Origin of the sequence: Sphingobacterium thalpophilum, assembly GCF_038396785.1 — a bacterium.
In the GTDB taxonomy this organism is placed as follows: domain Bacteria; phylum Bacteroidota; class Bacteroidia; order Sphingobacteriales; family Sphingobacteriaceae; genus Sphingobacterium; species Sphingobacterium thalpophilum_A.
Map to the genome: position 1 here is coordinate 1,375,196 of NZ_CP151087.1, position 14,822 is coordinate 1,390,017.

At 40.3% G+C, this 14,822-nt stretch carries 19 protein-coding genes and 2 pseudogenes; 10 read left to right on the plus strand and 11 right to left on the minus strand.

Annotated features, from left to right (window positions below; genetic code table 11):
- Positions 1-27 precede the first annotated feature (27 nt).
- From AACH28_RS06400 to AACH28_RS06450, 11 genes and pseudogenes are all read right to left on the minus strand, one after another.
- A pseudogene (locus AACH28_RS06400) lies at positions 28-1,170 on the minus strand (TraG family conjugative transposon ATPase); the annotation flags it as partial.
- A gap of 133 nt (positions 1,171-1,303) precedes the next feature.
- A complete protein-coding gene (locus tag AACH28_RS06405; RefSeq protein WP_112374319.1) occupies positions 1,304-2,326 on the minus strand; it encodes an IS5 family transposase in 1,023 nt (340 codons plus the stop codon).
- 142 nt (positions 2,327-2,468) lie between these two features.
- Positions 2,469-3,836: pseudogene (locus tag AACH28_RS06410) on the minus strand (TraG family conjugative transposon ATPase); the annotation flags it as partial.
- Entirely contained in the window at positions 3,833-4,165 is a 333-nt protein-coding gene (locus AACH28_RS06415) for a DUF4133 domain-containing protein (protein ID WP_249090917.1), read from the minus strand. The pseudogene AACH28_RS06410 and the gene AACH28_RS06415, both read right to left, overlap by 4 nt.
- 11 nt (positions 4,166-4,176) lie before the next feature.
- Entirely contained in the window at positions 4,177-4,482 is a 306-nt protein-coding gene (locus tag AACH28_RS06420; RefSeq protein WP_034867769.1) for a DUF4134 domain-containing protein, read from the minus strand.
- A gap of 199 nt (positions 4,483-4,681) precedes the next feature.
- Positions 4,682-5,212 (minus strand): hypothetical protein, encoded by a 531-nt coding sequence (locus tag AACH28_RS06425; RefSeq protein ID WP_052114626.1) that lies wholly within the window; start codon positions 5,210-5,212, stop codon positions 4,682-4,684.
- A gap of 34 nt (positions 5,213-5,246) precedes the next feature.
- Positions 5,247-5,882, minus strand: a complete 636-nt coding sequence (locus tag AACH28_RS06430) for a conjugal transfer protein TraD (RefSeq protein ID WP_249090916.1) — start codon at positions 5,880-5,882, stop codon at positions 5,247-5,249.
- Between the two features lie 2 nt (positions 5,883-5,884).
- A complete protein-coding gene (locus AACH28_RS06435) occupies positions 5,885-6,157 on the minus strand; it encodes a DUF3408 domain-containing protein (RefSeq protein ID WP_113660644.1) in 273 nt (90 codons plus the stop codon).
- Positions 6,158-6,168: 11 nt separating this feature from the next.
- Entirely contained in the window at positions 6,169-6,441 is a 273-nt protein-coding gene (locus AACH28_RS06440; RefSeq protein WP_052114627.1) for a DUF3408 domain-containing protein, read from the minus strand.
- A gap of 11 nt (positions 6,442-6,452) precedes the next feature.
- The gene (locus AACH28_RS06445; protein WP_341832552.1) at positions 6,453-6,896 is read right to left on the minus strand and encodes a DUF3408 domain-containing protein; all 444 of its coding nucleotides are present in this window, start codon (positions 6,894-6,896) and stop codon (positions 6,453-6,455) included.
- Positions 6,897-6,901: 5 nt separating this feature from the next.
- Complete coding sequence (locus tag AACH28_RS06450; RefSeq protein WP_034867773.1) at positions 6,902-7,669, minus strand: ParA family protein; 768 nt, start codon at positions 7,667-7,669, stop codon at positions 6,902-6,904.
- A gap of 507 nt (positions 7,670-8,176) precedes the next feature.
- Between AACH28_RS06450 and AACH28_RS06455 the strand changes: the two genes are divergently transcribed.
- The 10 genes from AACH28_RS06455 (at position 8,177) to AACH28_RS25500 (ending at position 14,785) form a co-directional block, all read left to right on the plus strand.
- Positions 8,177-8,416, plus strand: a complete 240-nt coding sequence (locus AACH28_RS06455) for a hypothetical protein (RefSeq protein ID WP_281046991.1) — start codon at positions 8,177-8,179, stop codon at positions 8,414-8,416.
- A gap of 2 nt (positions 8,417-8,418) precedes the next feature.
- Positions 8,419-8,850: a conjugal transfer protein MobA gene (gene mobA, locus AACH28_RS06460; protein WP_002978215.1), complete on the plus strand. Its 432-nt coding sequence runs from the start codon at positions 8,419-8,421 to the stop codon at positions 8,848-8,850.
- Positions 8,851-8,858: 8 nt separating this feature from the next.
- Positions 8,859-10,145, plus strand: coding sequence for a conjugal transfer protein MobB (gene mobB / locus AACH28_RS06465; RefSeq protein ID WP_281046992.1), 1,287 nt, complete (start codon positions 8,859-8,861; stop codon positions 10,143-10,145).
- 98 nt (positions 10,146-10,243) lie between these two features.
- Positions 10,244-12,247, plus strand: a complete 2,004-nt coding sequence (gene mobC, locus AACH28_RS06470) for a conjugal transfer protein MobC (protein ID WP_281047789.1) — start codon at positions 10,244-10,246, stop codon at positions 12,245-12,247.
- A gap of 149 nt (positions 12,248-12,396) precedes the next feature.
- The gene (locus AACH28_RS06475; protein ID WP_341832553.1) at positions 12,397-12,759 is read left to right on the plus strand and encodes a metalloregulator ArsR/SmtB family transcription factor; all 363 of its coding nucleotides are present in this window, start codon (positions 12,397-12,399) and stop codon (positions 12,757-12,759) included.
- Between the two features lie 7 nt (positions 12,760-12,766).
- Positions 12,767-13,369: a mercuric transport protein MerTP gene (merTP, locus tag AACH28_RS06480; protein ID WP_024566614.1), complete on the plus strand. Its 603-nt coding sequence runs from the start codon at positions 12,767-12,769 to the stop codon at positions 13,367-13,369.
- Positions 13,369-13,578 (plus strand): GDCCVxC domain-containing (seleno)protein, encoded by a 210-nt coding sequence (locus AACH28_RS06485; protein WP_078679374.1) that lies wholly within the window; start codon positions 13,369-13,371, stop codon positions 13,576-13,578. The genes merTP and AACH28_RS06485 overlap by 1 nt, the downstream gene beginning before the upstream one ends.
- Positions 13,579-13,647: 69 nt before the next feature.
- On the plus strand, positions 13,648-13,986 hold the full coding sequence (locus AACH28_RS06490; RefSeq protein ID WP_024566615.1) for a hypothetical protein: 339 nt from the start codon (positions 13,648-13,650) through the stop codon (positions 13,984-13,986).
- 6 nt (positions 13,987-13,992) lie between these two features.
- Positions 13,993-14,403 (plus strand): Fur family transcriptional regulator, encoded by a 411-nt coding sequence (locus AACH28_RS06495; protein ID WP_048499044.1) that lies wholly within the window; start codon positions 13,993-13,995, stop codon positions 14,401-14,403.
- Positions 14,404-14,458: 55 nt separating this feature from the next.
- Positions 14,459-14,785 (plus strand): DUF6660 family protein, encoded by a 327-nt coding sequence (locus AACH28_RS25500; RefSeq protein WP_031504363.1) that lies wholly within the window; start codon positions 14,459-14,461, stop codon positions 14,783-14,785.
- Positions 14,786-14,822 lie beyond the last annotated feature (37 nt).

A 14,822-nucleotide genomic window follows, 5' to 3' on the forward strand; every position in this document is an offset into this window, starting at 1 on the left:
TGTTTCTGAATTTTAAAATGTTAATGACTATTGATTTACTTTGTCCCGCCTTTGCATTGCGATATGCTTGATGGCGAGTTCTACATTGCCGTCCAGTTCAGCAGCAAGCTGCATCACTTCCATTTTTTCGGTTTCTTCGGTCGTGTATGCGAGGTATTCCTCCAAACTAACTTCGGTGGCATAGACTGCCGAGTGCGTACCACCTAAGCCAATCCAAACCTCTTTGTAAAGTCGGCTTGCATCGTTGTTCATATTGATAGAAAGCACTTGTCCTTTCTCTTTATCCGTAAGCCCCAACATCGCCTGTATGTCATCGAATTTGTTCATATACTTGCGTTGGTCTAAGAGGATTTTACAGTCGGAGTTATTGATGATACTTTCTTTCACGATGGGCGATTGAATGATGTCATCGACCTCTTGCGTTACGACAATTGCTTCTCCGAAGAATTTGCGGACGGTCTTAAACAAATACTTGATGTATTCTGCCATTCCTTCTTTGGCAATCGCTTTCCACGCTTCTTCAATCAGGATGAGCTTGCGAATACCTTTGAGCCTACGCATCTTGTTGATAAAAACCTCCATAATGATGATGGTAACTATGGGAAAGAGGATTTTGTGGTCTTTAATCGCATCAATTTCAAACACGATAAAGCGTTTGGAAAGCAGGTCTAACTGCTTATCGGAGTTCAGCAAATAATCATACTCGCCACCTTTGTAGTAAGGTTCGAGTACGTTGAGAAAATTGGCAATGTCAAAGTCCTTTTCCCTTACCTGCTTTTCCTCCAATACCTTACGGTAGTCGCCTTTTACATACTCATAGAAACCGTTGAAAGATGAGTAAACATCTTCCTGTTTGATGCGTTCGATATAACCGCTTACAGCATTGGAAAGGGCAACTTCTTCTGAACGGGTTGGCGGTTCATCGTCCCGTTTCCAAAGCGTAAGTATCAAAGTCTTGATACTTTCCCGTTTTTCAATGTCGAACACGCCATCATCGGTATAGAAAGGGTTAAAGGCAATCGGGTTATCTTCGGTATAAGTGAAGTAAACACCGTCTTCACCTTTGGTCTTTCCTTTGATGAGTTCGCATAAGCCCTGATAAGAATTACCCGTATCTACCAACAGTACGTGTGCGCCCTGTTCGTAGTATTGCCTTACCATATGATTTAAGACCGTTGCAAAATAATGTTGATATTTTCTGATCGGTTATTTTTGCTTTTTTTTTGCAGTTTTTTCCGATTTGGATTCGGAAATCTAGTTGCGTTTTCTTGAAAAATCCTCTTTTTGAGGCCTTTTCAACTGCTTAATTTGTGTTTTTTATTGCATTGGACACAAGTATCCCAGGTGATCTGTAAAGATTGTACGCCATGGCTTCCATTAGATTTTGTGTATGCATTTTGGCGATCCCCTTATACCTTGCACAGCTTGAGTTGAACCATCGCCGGATGCTCCCGAAGGTCCGTTCAACTTTGAACCTGATCTTGCCGATCAGTTTGTTTCTTAACTTCTCTCTTTCGGTTAACGCTGTTCCTTTCTTTGCCTTATGCAAGATCCTGCTTTTTAGCTTTCCTGATTTGATCAATTCCTCATTTTTAGAGGAACGATATCCCTTGTCAGCATAGATATGGATGCCCTTTGGAAGGTCAGCCGAAGATATTACCTGTTGAAGATTGGCAATTTCATTTACATTTGCTGGAGTGGTTACCACGCCCAGAACCAGGCCTTCTGTATCGGTGACATAATGCTTTTTATAGCCATAACGTGTTTTCCCAGCCTTCTTTATCCAACGAGCTTCATGGTCAACACCCGGGCTCTCTTGTTGGATCAATAACTGTTCACTATTCTCTTTATCCAGCTCAGAATCTTCGCGAGGATGTTCACTACGGTCACTTTCGATCTCGTAAATAACTTTGCCTTTTGGTTTTAGCGGAGAATCAACAATACTGGCATCAACGATAGCTCCACGTTTTACCAATATTTTATGTTTATTCAACTGCTTGTTCAGCTCCTTGAATAGATTCTCATAAACACCCTTTTCTGTCAGCGAGCTGCGAAAACGGCTAATAACACTGTGATCGGGAACCGAATCGTCCAAACTGATGCCAACAAAGCGACTAAAGGAGATACTGTCGTTTATACGGTCTTCTACTTCGTAGTCACTCAGACCATACCAGGTCTGTAGAAGTGTCATTTTGAAGAGGACAAGACCAGAATAACTAGGGCGTCCCATTTTGCTTTCCCCTTTGTGGTAATGCTTGTTGATAATATTTGAAATCGGACGCCAATTTACCAATGTATTGATCTGATCGAAGAATTCCTGCTTGATTTTCCGTCTTTGAACCATGTAATCAACAAAGCTAACTTTTTCTGTCTTTTCCATACCTTAAATATAACGAAAATCAACAAGAAACAAATTAAAAACTTGAATATCAATAAAATAAAAACCAAACACTTTTGCAACGGTCTTGATTTGTGAAGAACGATTTTCCCGAACCTGACGGACCAAGTATAAACTTGTTCCGGTTCGTGATAATGCCACGCTTCATAGGCAGGTCGGAAATATCCAAATGGATAGGTTTTCCTGTAAGCCTGTCAGCCATCTTGATACCGAACGGCGAGGGCGAATTGTGGTAGTTGGTTTCTTCCGTGAAGAAGCACAACGCAGGCTCAATGAACGTATAAAAACTTTCCTCACTCGGAAAATCACCTGCATTACCGGGCATTCCTGCCCAATACAAAGTAGCCACGTCCGTCGTGTTGTGCCTTGGCTTGCATTCCATCAATGCCAACGCACTACCGCAATCGTTCTTTAGCTGTTTGAGTTCGGCAGGGTCTTCCGACCACGCCATAATGTTGAAGTGTGCCCTTACGGAAGAAAGACCGAACGAATGTGCTTCGTTCAGGTACTTTTCTATCCACTCTTTGTTGATTTGATTGGCACGGCTGTAACGAGCCAGTGAGTGCATATTCCTTGCGGATTTCTCAAACTTTTGCAGGTTGTCTTCGCTGTTGTCTATAAACAAATATTGATTGTAGATATGGTTACAGCTTAACAGCAAGCCCACTGGTGCGGCGAATGACAAACGGCAGTCGCTACGGTCGGTGGATAGTTTTTCAAAACGGGTATCTGCCGATACCGTTCCGGGTAAGTCGTCCGTGTCCGAAAGCGTGTGCAGGCTTAACCTTTTGTTCCCGATACGGACTTCTTCTGTTCCGAGTGCGATGTCCTGCATCGGTGTTCCCGCATCCCTCGATAGCGTAAGGTATTGTTCCAGTAATCCCTGCTTTTCGTCCGTTCCGATAATATCGTCTTCGGTAAGGCGTTGCAGGGTTATAAAACCGCTATCGTTTACGATACGTTCAAACTGTGCCACCGCTTCCATAAAACGATGTATCGTTTCCTTGTTCCTGATTTCCTTTGGTATCAGCGAACCTTTGCAAAGCGATGAAAAATTACTTTGCATACGCATACGCTCTTTGGTTGTCTTGGTTAAAAAGAGGTAGCAGTAATGGTTTAAGAACGGTCGCTCATTGAAATGGCGTTGATAGGATTTTGCCAAAAAACTCTGGTCTTCTTTTGCCAAATCGGGCGCATAGCTTTCCTTAATGTACCAGTCCTGTTTGTGAATGACCGTAAAATCCGGCAAAGTCTTAATTGCCTTATGCCAGGCGGAGTGAATGGCTTCATATTCCGCAGAAGCTACGGTAAACAGTTCCGGCAAACGCACTTCAAAGCAGGCGGTAATGTCTGCATCTTTGGAAAGAATGCAGTTGTTTTCTACTGCCAACAATGGAAATTTGTTTTCCAGCGTTGTAGTTTTTGCAACGTTTCTCATAGGGCATTCGATTTAGGAGTGAATTTTAAATAGCGGTGTACAGGCTTGCGACAGATGATATGGCGGGGATGCCTTTTATTAGCCGCTATCTTCATCAATCCGTGTTCGCCGTACTTCCTGTTGAGTGAAAAGGTCTGCCACACAATGAGCGAAGCACCGCTTGCTCCGAGGAACAGGCAGATGTAAGAGTTTACGCCTGCCGTATACAGTATCATCACGAAAATGAGCGTACCGAGCAGTCCGCCTGCAAAAATGAACAGGTATTGTGCTTTCAGCCCTTTAAATTCCACCGTCCTGCCAATGCCTTTGTTTATGTTGTAACTGTTCATAAGGCAAAGGATTAAAGGAAGAATGAACGCAGGATGGTAGCCGCTACGATTAAGAAGATACACGCACCGAACCAGCTTGCCGCAGTCTTCGAGGTGTCGGGGTCGCCCGAACTGAATTTGTTGTACACCTTAACACCTCCGATTAGCCCGACCACCGCACCGATGGCGTAGATTAATTGGGTTGCGGGGTCGAAATAAGATGTTACCATTTGGGTAGCCTCGTTGATACCTGCCGAACCGTTTCCCTGTGCGAACGCACCAATTCCTGACAGCATAGCCACGGCTGCCAGCAAAACTTTTTTTCTCTGTTTTTTCATAATTGAAACACATTAATTTGTTACTGTTATCCCGCACCTTGCGGTCTTTCGGGACAAAGGTGTTTCAGAAAATGAGCCGGTCTAACAAAGTGGCAGTCAGAGGAAGTGTTTGGCTTTGAGTGGCTTTGTAACAGATATTTGAGCCTAAAAAAACGCCAAACTTTTTACTGTTTGGCGTTTACTGACCGGGCTGTTTATTTTACATTTTTCGTCCTTTTGGTTTGCTTTTATTTGTTTGGGTTGGCTGTTGTTTTTCGGCAGTCTTTTGTTGCTTCTTTTCAGTTTTCAGATTGCTTTTTATCAAACCAACAAGAAAGGTTTTCTCCCACGGTATTTGCTTCGCTTCAAACTGCAATTTCAAACCCTGCTTTGCCAGTCCGTGTGTCAATTCAAATCCATAATGTCTGTTCCATCCAATCCTGTCAAGCAATCTTTCAGAGGGAAAACTCACAGCGATTAAATCTTTAGGAAGCTCTTTTATATTCCGATAGTCAGGCTCCTGAAATTCGTGTGTCTTCGGATTGTATGGAATGGTATAGGTTCTTTTGTCTTCATCATAATAGTTTCCTATATCCGAGAACACAATCCCTTTAGAAAGAAAGTCATCTTTAGGTCGTAGCATATCCATACGGATATCCACATAAAAAGTATGCCCTGCAATATCTATGGTAGGCAGCATTCCTTTGTTTACACGCAAATCATAGGCTTCCTGATTAAATCCATTTTCCATATTTCCTTGTTTTTAAAAAATGACAAAGGGAAGTCTACAAAAACTCCCCAATGTCAAAATCACTCAAATCATTTTTCCGCAAAGTGGAAGAACTGTCTTCCGTTTCAGATGAAAGGGTACTATCCAAAAGCTCGGCTATTCTTCGGGAAGCATCTTCCATAGAATTTTCCAATAGGCTGAATAATTCGGTTCCCTGTATTTTTTGAACTATCGCTATCGCTGTTTCCTTTTGGGCTGGTTCCAATTCTTCTTTTTGGAGCAACACCCCCACGGAGCTTAGTTCTTCAAAGGTAACCCCTTGGGCAAAACCGTCATCGCCACCGGATATTCCGTACCTGTTCCATTCTTCTTCCTCTTCTTCCAAATCAGGTATATTTCTGAAAACTTCGTCCAGCTCTTCCTGCGGAATTTGAATACCTACGCTTTCATTTTCGTCGTATTCAATGTCTAAATTAGCAGGGTTTATCTCCGGTTCCTGAATTTGGCGTTCATTGGCAGTGTTTGGCACTGAAAGGCGTTCTATGGGTTTTGGTTGCCCCATAATATCGGGCAGGTTCGGATTGGCTTTCTTCTGCGGAGGTTCTTGTTTCGACCTTTTATGAATGACAATCTTATCCTGCAATAGCAGGACAATGACTATCAACAGGCATATCACAATTACTATTTCCATAGCTACAAAATGGGTTTAAAATGGTCGTTGAAATAATCTGTAATATCTTCCCCGAACTCCTTGAAGTGGTGTTCAAGAATATTGTCAATGTATGAGTAGAGCGTTGTTTTTTCCTCCCTTGTTACTTGTACAATACGGAGCAATCTTTCGTGGTATTCAGGGCGTATGTAAACCACCTTGCCGTTACGCCCCGATGGAAACCGATTGGCTAAAAACCGGGCACTATATTGTGCGGTGCTTTTAGGTTGTGTCTTTTTCTTAAATAAATTTTTCATAATCAAATACTTTATAGAATAGGTTTATTATTCTTGTTATAATCTTCGAGAATTTCTTCGGAATGCAACTCAAAATGGTGCTTTAAGATATTATCCAAATAGGCGTACAATGGGATTTCTCCCGCACCGATAATCTTCACTATCCGGGTAAGCCTTTCGTGGTATTCGGGACGGACATAAATAGATTTATCGCCTCTTCCTTTCAGTGTGTTCCTTTTAAGGAATTTAGAAGAATACGATTTGTTTGTCTTCTTTGCTCTGGTCGCTTTATTGCTCTTTTCCATATCTCCAATTATTAAATGGGTTTATACTTGTCGTTATAGCTCTTGGTAATCTGTTCGCCAAATTCCTGAAAATGGTAGTCCAGCAGATTGTCCAGATAAGCGTATATACTAATCTTATCTTCGCCAATCACCTGAATAATGCGTGTCAGCTTTTCATGAAATTCCGGTCGTATATAGACCGTTTTTCCGTCACGGGCATTGGTGTCGGTTTTTTTGAAAAAGATATTTTCGTAATCGGTTTCAGCGTTTCGCCTTGTTCTGTTCTTTTCTCTAACCGTGACTTTGTTTCGGTCAGCCTGTTGTTTTGTTTCCTCAACTTCACTTTCCTTTTTGGGTTCTTTTACGGGCTCAGGAGGTAGTTTTATGCCATACTTTTTGATACCATCCACCATAAGGCTCATCATAAGTTCTTCGTTTATATCGGGAGTAACCCTTTTCTTGTTTCCTTTTTCCATAGGGCTTATAATTGAATGATTTTTAAAAATTCGTTCATAAACAGGTTTAACTGACAGGTTTTCATCAACCGTTCGTCGGGAGGCAATAGCGTGGAGCGGAAAACGGTTTTGCTGTTCACTTCGCTTTCTTTACGAAAGCGTGTACTGCTCTTGATTTGGCTCTGCATCAGGCTTAATCCTAATTGGCGGATAAGGCTGTTATATACCTCATATAATGGTGTACTTTCCCTGCCGTCCACTTGGTTCCAAAACAGGTTAATTGTTTTAATGGAAGTTTCACCTTGTTTCATAATCACGTCCTTTAAAAGTTGTGTAAAAACAAGCGTACTTTCCATTACCACACGGTCTGCCGTGATGGGAGTAAAAATGTGGTGCATTCCTGCCAACGCTTTAAGAATGCCGGGTGTGTTCACGGTTCCGGGTAAATCGAAGAATATAACATCAATCGGAACAGGAGAAGCGTTTACATATTCCTGGGCTTTTTCTAATACACTATCAGCCCCGTGCTGTATAATCTCATACGCCTTTTTGTTTATGGTCATAAATTGATTATACGCCTGTTTCTTCAGGGCTTCGTTTCCCATTACCATTTTAAGGTCACGTTCTTTCATTTTCATCAGGCTGTGCTGTGGAAAATCCGTATCAAATACGGCTACATTATAACCTAAACGATAATGCAGGGTACTTGCAGCAAGTGTGGTGAATGTACTTTTGCCGACACCGCCTTTTTGAGAAGAAAAGGCGATAAATACTGTTTTGTGTTTTGTACTCATATCTCTATTTATTTAATTATTTATATACTCCATTACCTATTATGCGTAAATGCTTATGTCCGCAGATAGACACCTCTGTATTTAAGTATGTTGCTATGCACCGATTTATTTACGTACGTAATTATTTACCCATAGACCAACCTATCTATGTACTTGAATACACGCCTACATCGGTAGGCAGATAAGTAGATTTGTACAAGCAGACCTACTTACCTGAATACTTGCACTTGTGCATACAGAACAACATAACCAGGTATCTGAACAGGTACTTTTCTATGTACCTGTTTGCTTGATTACTTACTTCGGTAGTTAGGTACTTATGTTGTTACCTACATAACTATCTATACACTTACTTCCTTTTGTTGGTACAAATAAAAAGAGATAAACAAAGGAGTTTATTAATGTGGCAGTGTTTGGCGTTCAAAGGCAGTGTTTGGCACTGCTATACAGCACAATGCTTTCGTAAACAGGGCTTTACTTTGTACAATAATTTTTATTAACGGATTTATGCAAAAGACTTTTGACAAATCGGAGGGTAACGGGAACGGCATCGAGCCGTTTTTCCCTGTTACATTTAATCCGGTTCCGCCTTTTTTGGCGGACGGATTTTTGTGTTCAACAGAACACGGCAAGTTGTGTTTTGTGCATCTCGGAATGATTTCCGATGCTCAAAACAACTTGCCCTTTGCAGGGGGCAGAAAACACCTTCCGAAGTCAGGGTTTTGTATGGATTTTAAAATGGATTAGTGATGAACGATAACAACAAAAAACAATTGAAAAAGACCGGACGCCGCCCCAAAGAAGACCCGGCGACAATCCGCTATACGATTTCCTTTAACGAGCAGGAACACGCCCGATTTCTTGCCCTTTTTGATAAATCAGGTATGCAGGTAAAGGCGCATTTTATAACGTCCTGCATCTTTGACAAGACCATAAAGACCATTCAGATTGACAAGGGAACGGTTGATTTTTATATGCGGCTGACCTCTTTTCACAGCCAGTTCCGTTCCATCGGCGTGAACTATAATCAGATTGTAAAGCTATTGTACAAGAATTTTTCCGAGAAAAAAGCCGCAGCGTTCCTGTACAAACTGGAAAAACAGACGGCTGAAATGGCGATGCTATGCCAAAAAATTATCCAAATAAGCGAGGAATTTGAAGCCAAATACCTGAAAAAATAGCGGTAGAAATGATAGCAAAAATTGGAAGAAGCGCAAATTTATACGGTGCATTGGCGTACAATCAGCTTAAAGTAGAGAATGAAAACGGGCAGATTTTGTTTGCCAATAAGATGATTGAAACGGCAAGCGGTCATTATTCCGTGGCACAATTAGCCCAGTCTTTTGCACCTTACCTGATAGCCAACCGCAATACCGAGAAACATACGCTTCATATTTCGCTCAATCCTGACCCGAACGACAAGGTAAGCGATGATAAGTTTAGGGAAATGGCAGAACAGTATATGCGGGAAATGGGTTACGGCGAACAGCCTTTTGTCGTGTTCAAACACACGGATATTGACCGCAGCCATATACACATTGTATCGGTTTGCGTGGACGAGCAGGGCAAAAAGATTTCGGACAAATTCGAGAAAATGCGGTCTATGAATGTATGCCGTGAACTGGAAAGAAAACACGGGTTGATACCCGCAACAGACAAAGAGCGCAATCAGAATGATAAGGTTTTCCGTCCGGTAGATTATCGGGCAGGCGATGTAAAAAGCCAAATTGCTTCGGTCGTTCGCCACCTCCCGAATTACTACCAGTACCAAACTTTGGGCGAATACAATGCCCTGCTTTCCCTGTTCAATATTACCGCCGAGAAAATCGAGGGCGAATTGCAGGGAGAGATGAAGCAGGGCTTAATATATATTCCGCTAAATGAAAAAGGCGAAAGAGCCGGGCATCCGTTCAAGGCTTCGCTGTTCGGAAAGAGCGCAGGGCTTCCGGCTTTGGAACTGCATTTTGCGAAATGCAAAACGGCTTTGAAAGATAGCCCCACCAAACAGACCCTAAAATCTGCCGTTACCATTGCCCTGAAAACCACGAGCGATGAACAGGCATTTAAAAAGCAGTTGGCGGAACAGGGTATTAACGTTGTGGTGCGCCGAAATGATACAGGGCGTATTTATGGCATCACATTTATAGACCACAATTCCAAAGCAGTTTGGAACGGTTCACGTTTGGCAACAGAACTTTCTGCCAACACCTTTAATGATTATTGGAACAATAACATCAAACCGAATATTAAAGAACCTGCCGTTTTACAACCCAAATTATCCACATCAAATGATGCGGATCTTCCTGCGGAAGAACCACACCATTTGTTCGACTTCTTACATACTGAAAAACACGAAGACGGTTTGATTGAAGCACTGGGCGGCTTGCTTCCCGAAGCCCAGGGCGAAGATTACGAAGAACAGGACTTTGCCAATAAAATGAAGAAGAAAAGAAAACGCCAAAGAGGTCAGAAGTAATATTCAGCCAAACACTGCCACAGAACGCCACTGGCTGCCACATTCTTAGAGCCACTCCATAGAGCCTTTAAATTCACGCCCGAACATTAAAACTTTAGATAATGCAGGGAGAAGACGATTTAAGAGGGCTTGCCAAGATAATGGCTTTTATGCGGGCAGTCAGTATTCTTTTGGTGCTGATGCACCTTTATTGGTTCTGCTACGGTTTCTTTTTAGAACGTGGTTGGACGTTGGAAGTAATCAACAAGATATTAGGCAATTTCGACCGAACGGCGGGTTTGTTTTCACACACTCTTTACACCAAAGTATTCGCTTTGGTCTTACTGGCTTTAAGCTGTTTAGGGACAAAGGGCGTAAAGAACGAAAAGATAACCTGGACTAAAATTTACGTGGCGTTGGGCGTTGGCTTTGTGCTGTTCTTCCTGAACACACCTTTGTTAAAGCTATCTCCGGCAACAGGCACATTCCTGTATATGCTTACTATCTCATTAGGTTATATCGCCTTGCTGATGGCGGGCGTATGGATGAGCCGCCTGCTTCGTACCAACCTGATGGACGACGTATTTAATAATGAGAATGAGAGCTTTCAGCAGGAAACCAAACTGATGGAAAACGAGTATTCCGTTAACCTGCCCACCAAATTTTACTACAAAGGCAAATGGAACAACGGTTGGATAAACATTGTAAATCCATTCAGGGCATCAATAGTGTTGGGTACTCCCGGTTCCGGTAAATCTTATGCCATCGTAAACAACTACATCAAGCAGCAGATTGAAAAAGGCTTTAGTATGTATATCTACGATTTCAAGTTTGACGACCTTTCTACTATTGCCTATAATCACTTACTGAAGCATCGGGATAAATACAAAGTTCAGCCGAAATTTTACGTGATAAATTTCGACGACCCACGCAAGAGCCACCGTTGCAACCCACTCAATCCCGATTTTATGACGGACATTTCTGATGCTTACGAAGCGGCATATACTATAATGCTAAACCTTAACAGGTCGTGGATACAGAAGCAAGGGGATTTTTTCGTGGAAAGCCCAATTATTCTTTTGGCTGCGATTATTTGGTATCTGAAAATCTACGAAGATGGTAAGTATTGTACGTTCCCTCACGCCATTGAATTACTGAATAAAAAGTATTCGGATGTATTCACGATTTTAACTTCATACCCGGATTTGGAAAATTATTTGTCGCCCTTTATGGATGCGTGGCAAGGTGGAGCGCAAGACCAGTTACAAGGACAAATCGCATCGGCAAAAATTCCGCTATCAAGGATGATTAGCCCACAACTTTACTGGGTAATGACGGGCGATGATTTTACGCTTGACATCAACAACCCGAAAGAACCTAAAATTTTGTGCGTGGGTAACAATCCCGACCGTCAAAATATTTATTCCGCAGCTTTGGGTTTATACAATTCGAGGATTGTAAAGCTGATAAACAAAAAGGGACAGCTAAAGAGTTCCGTTATCATAGATGAGTTGCCCACAATTTATTTCAGGGGACTGGACAATCTTATCGCAACGGCGAGAAGTAATAAGGTAGCGGTATGTTTGGGCTTTCAGGATTTTTCGCAATTAACAAGGGATTACGGCGACAAGGAAAGCAAGGTAATACAGAATACTGTCGGTAATATATTCAGTGGTCAGGTGGTTGGCGAAACAGCAAAAAGCCTTTCGGAACGTTTCGGTAAAGTATTACAGAAACGCCAAAGTATGACCATTAACCGCAATGATAAATCTACCTCTATTTCGACACAGTTAGACAGCCTTATTCCGGCTTCCAAAATCTCAACACTTACACAAGGTTTGTTTGTTGGTTCTGTATCAGATAACTTTGATGAACGTATCGAGCAGAAGATATTTCACGCCGAAATTGTAGTGGACAATGAAAAGGTAGCGGCAGAAAGCAAAGCCTATCAGCAAATACCGCAAATCTTATCTTTTGTAAATGAGCAGGGCGAGGATAAGATGAAGCAGGAAATAGAAAACAATTACAAGCAGATAAAATCAGACATTCTGAATATTGTTGTTAGTGAAATGGAGCGTATCAAGAATGACCCTAACTTACAGCATTTGGTGCAGAAAGAATGATTATACTAAATATTTTTGTGATTTTTCTATTAATATATTGTTAGAAGAATTAAAAGTAACAGCACCATTACGTCAACATATAAAATGCCAAATTTTAATACTCATAATTTAGCATTTGCTTAAATAAACAAATTAGTTACATTTGCATTATGGATAATACTTCTTGTACACGACAACAGGCAGACATTAAACAAATCAATCGCTGTAAAGAAAGAGTTTCGGAACTCCACAGTTCGTTTGACTATTTGTCGAACGCACTTGAATTGACTGGAAACAATGTAAGACTGAAAATTCTGTTTCTTCTTTATGAAGAAAAACGACTTTGTGTTTGTGATGTGAGTGAAATTCTTGGAATGACAATTTCAGCGATTTCTCAGCACTTGAGAAAACTTAAAGACCGAAAGCTTATTGAAACCGAAAGAGAGGCGCAAACCATTTTTTACTCATTGACAAAAGAGTATGAGAAAATGTTGGACCCATTTTTTAAAATACTTGACGATAAAAAAATTTAGAAACAATATGGTAACGGACGGAAAACTAATTGGGACTGGACTTTTGACAGCAATAGCAGCTTCATTATGTTGCATTACACCTGTTTTGGCTCTCATAGCAGGAACAAGTGGACTTGCTTCAACTTTCTCTTGGCTCGAACCTTTTCGTCCATATTTTATCGGGTTAACTATTTTAGTGCTTGCTTTTGCTTGGTATCAAAAATTGAAACCGCAAAAGAAAATTGACTGCAACTGTGAAACAACTGAAAAATCAAACTTTATGAAAACAAAATCATTTTTAGGAATTATTACCGTTATGGCGGCTTTACTTTTATCATTTCCGCTTTATGCTCACATCTTTTTTCCAAAGACCGAAAGTAAAGCAATTATTACCCAAACTTCCAAAATTCAGAAAGTTGAGTTTACAATCAAAGGGATGACTTGTTCAGGTTGTGAACACCACGTTAAAACGGAAGTTAGTAAACTAAAAGGAATTGTGGAAGTTGTGGTTTCTTATGAGAAAGGCAATGCCATTGTTAAGTTTGACAACAAACAAACAAGTATTATAGAAATTGAAAAAGCTATCAATTCGACAGGTTATAAATCACTAAAAAGTAAAATTATATCATAATGGAAATTAAATTACAATCAATTATAACTTGCCCAAATTGCGGATACAAAAAAGAGGAAACAATGCCAACAGATGCTTGCCAATATTTTTATGAATGTGAAAATTGCAAGACAAGATTAAAACCATTACAAGGCGATTGTTGTGTGTATTGTAGTTATGCCAGTGTTCCTTGTCCATCAATACAACAGGATAAAAAATGTTGCTATTAGAAACCAATTAAGAGAAAAAAATGTTCAGTTTTTTCAAAAAATATTTTCAAAAATTTAAGAAGAATACTTATGCTATCAACAGAAAAAACATTATCAGAAGTAATTGAAGTACTAAGACAAAGGGGTTATACGGAAGACTTTAATCTATTGGAAGAAAACATTTCGTACAAAATAGACGGAGAGAAAGTTAATTTAAGGGACATTGTTATTGATAAAATTTATCGTTTTACTGGGCTTAATGACTTGGAAGATGAGGCTATCTTATATGCGATGAGAAACCAAAAAGATGGAGCAAAAGGTGTTTTCGTAAATGGTTATGGTACATACTCTGACAGTGCAGCAAACAGCATCATTGAGCAAATATCAGTTGACGAGGACGATAATGATGATTGGACGATAGAAAATTAAATCACAATGACTGAATTAGAAAAAATTTTACAGCAAAAAGCTATAAAACCCACCGCTATGCGTTTGTTGGTGGTTGAAAAGTTATTGAAACAACAATATGCAGTAAGTCATAAAGAGCTGGCAGAACAGTTTGAAAAAGCAGATAATATTACTCTCTTCAGAACACTTAAAGTATTCCTGGAACACAAACTTGTCCATACCATTGATGATGGAAGCGGAGTGATTAAATACGCACTTTGCCAATCAGGATGCAATTGTAATTTATCAGAACTGCACACACATTTTTATTGTACCGACTGCAAACATACTTTTTGCCTTACTGAAACAGAAATTCCGAACATCGAAGTTCCTCAAAACTTTAAATTAGATGGAGCTAATTTAGTTCTTAAGGGGAAATGCGACAAATGTAACAAATAGATTTTTTCAACTTTGCAATTCTATTGCACAATCTATTTATTTATATTTGTAGCTGATGAAACTATTTATATTCATATTCAGTATATATTTTCTGGCATTATCCGTAATGCCGTGTACTGATGCGTGTGGTATGGATACCAGTAATACTTCAAAATCAGAGCTTTCTAATACAAGCAATGGTCAAACGAAAAACGGCGATTTATGCAGTCCTTTTTGTTCTTGTGCTACTTGTCATACCGTTGTGAATTTTACGTTTCAAACGTTCAAAATAAACGAGGCAAAGCCAAGTCTTAGCAAGATACAAAAATTCCCACTTCAAAATTTCAATTTCATTTCCAATTATCACGGAAACATTTGGCAGCCGCCAAAGATTAATACTTAATATTTTCAGCAAATGTATTTATTGGTAATGGATGATA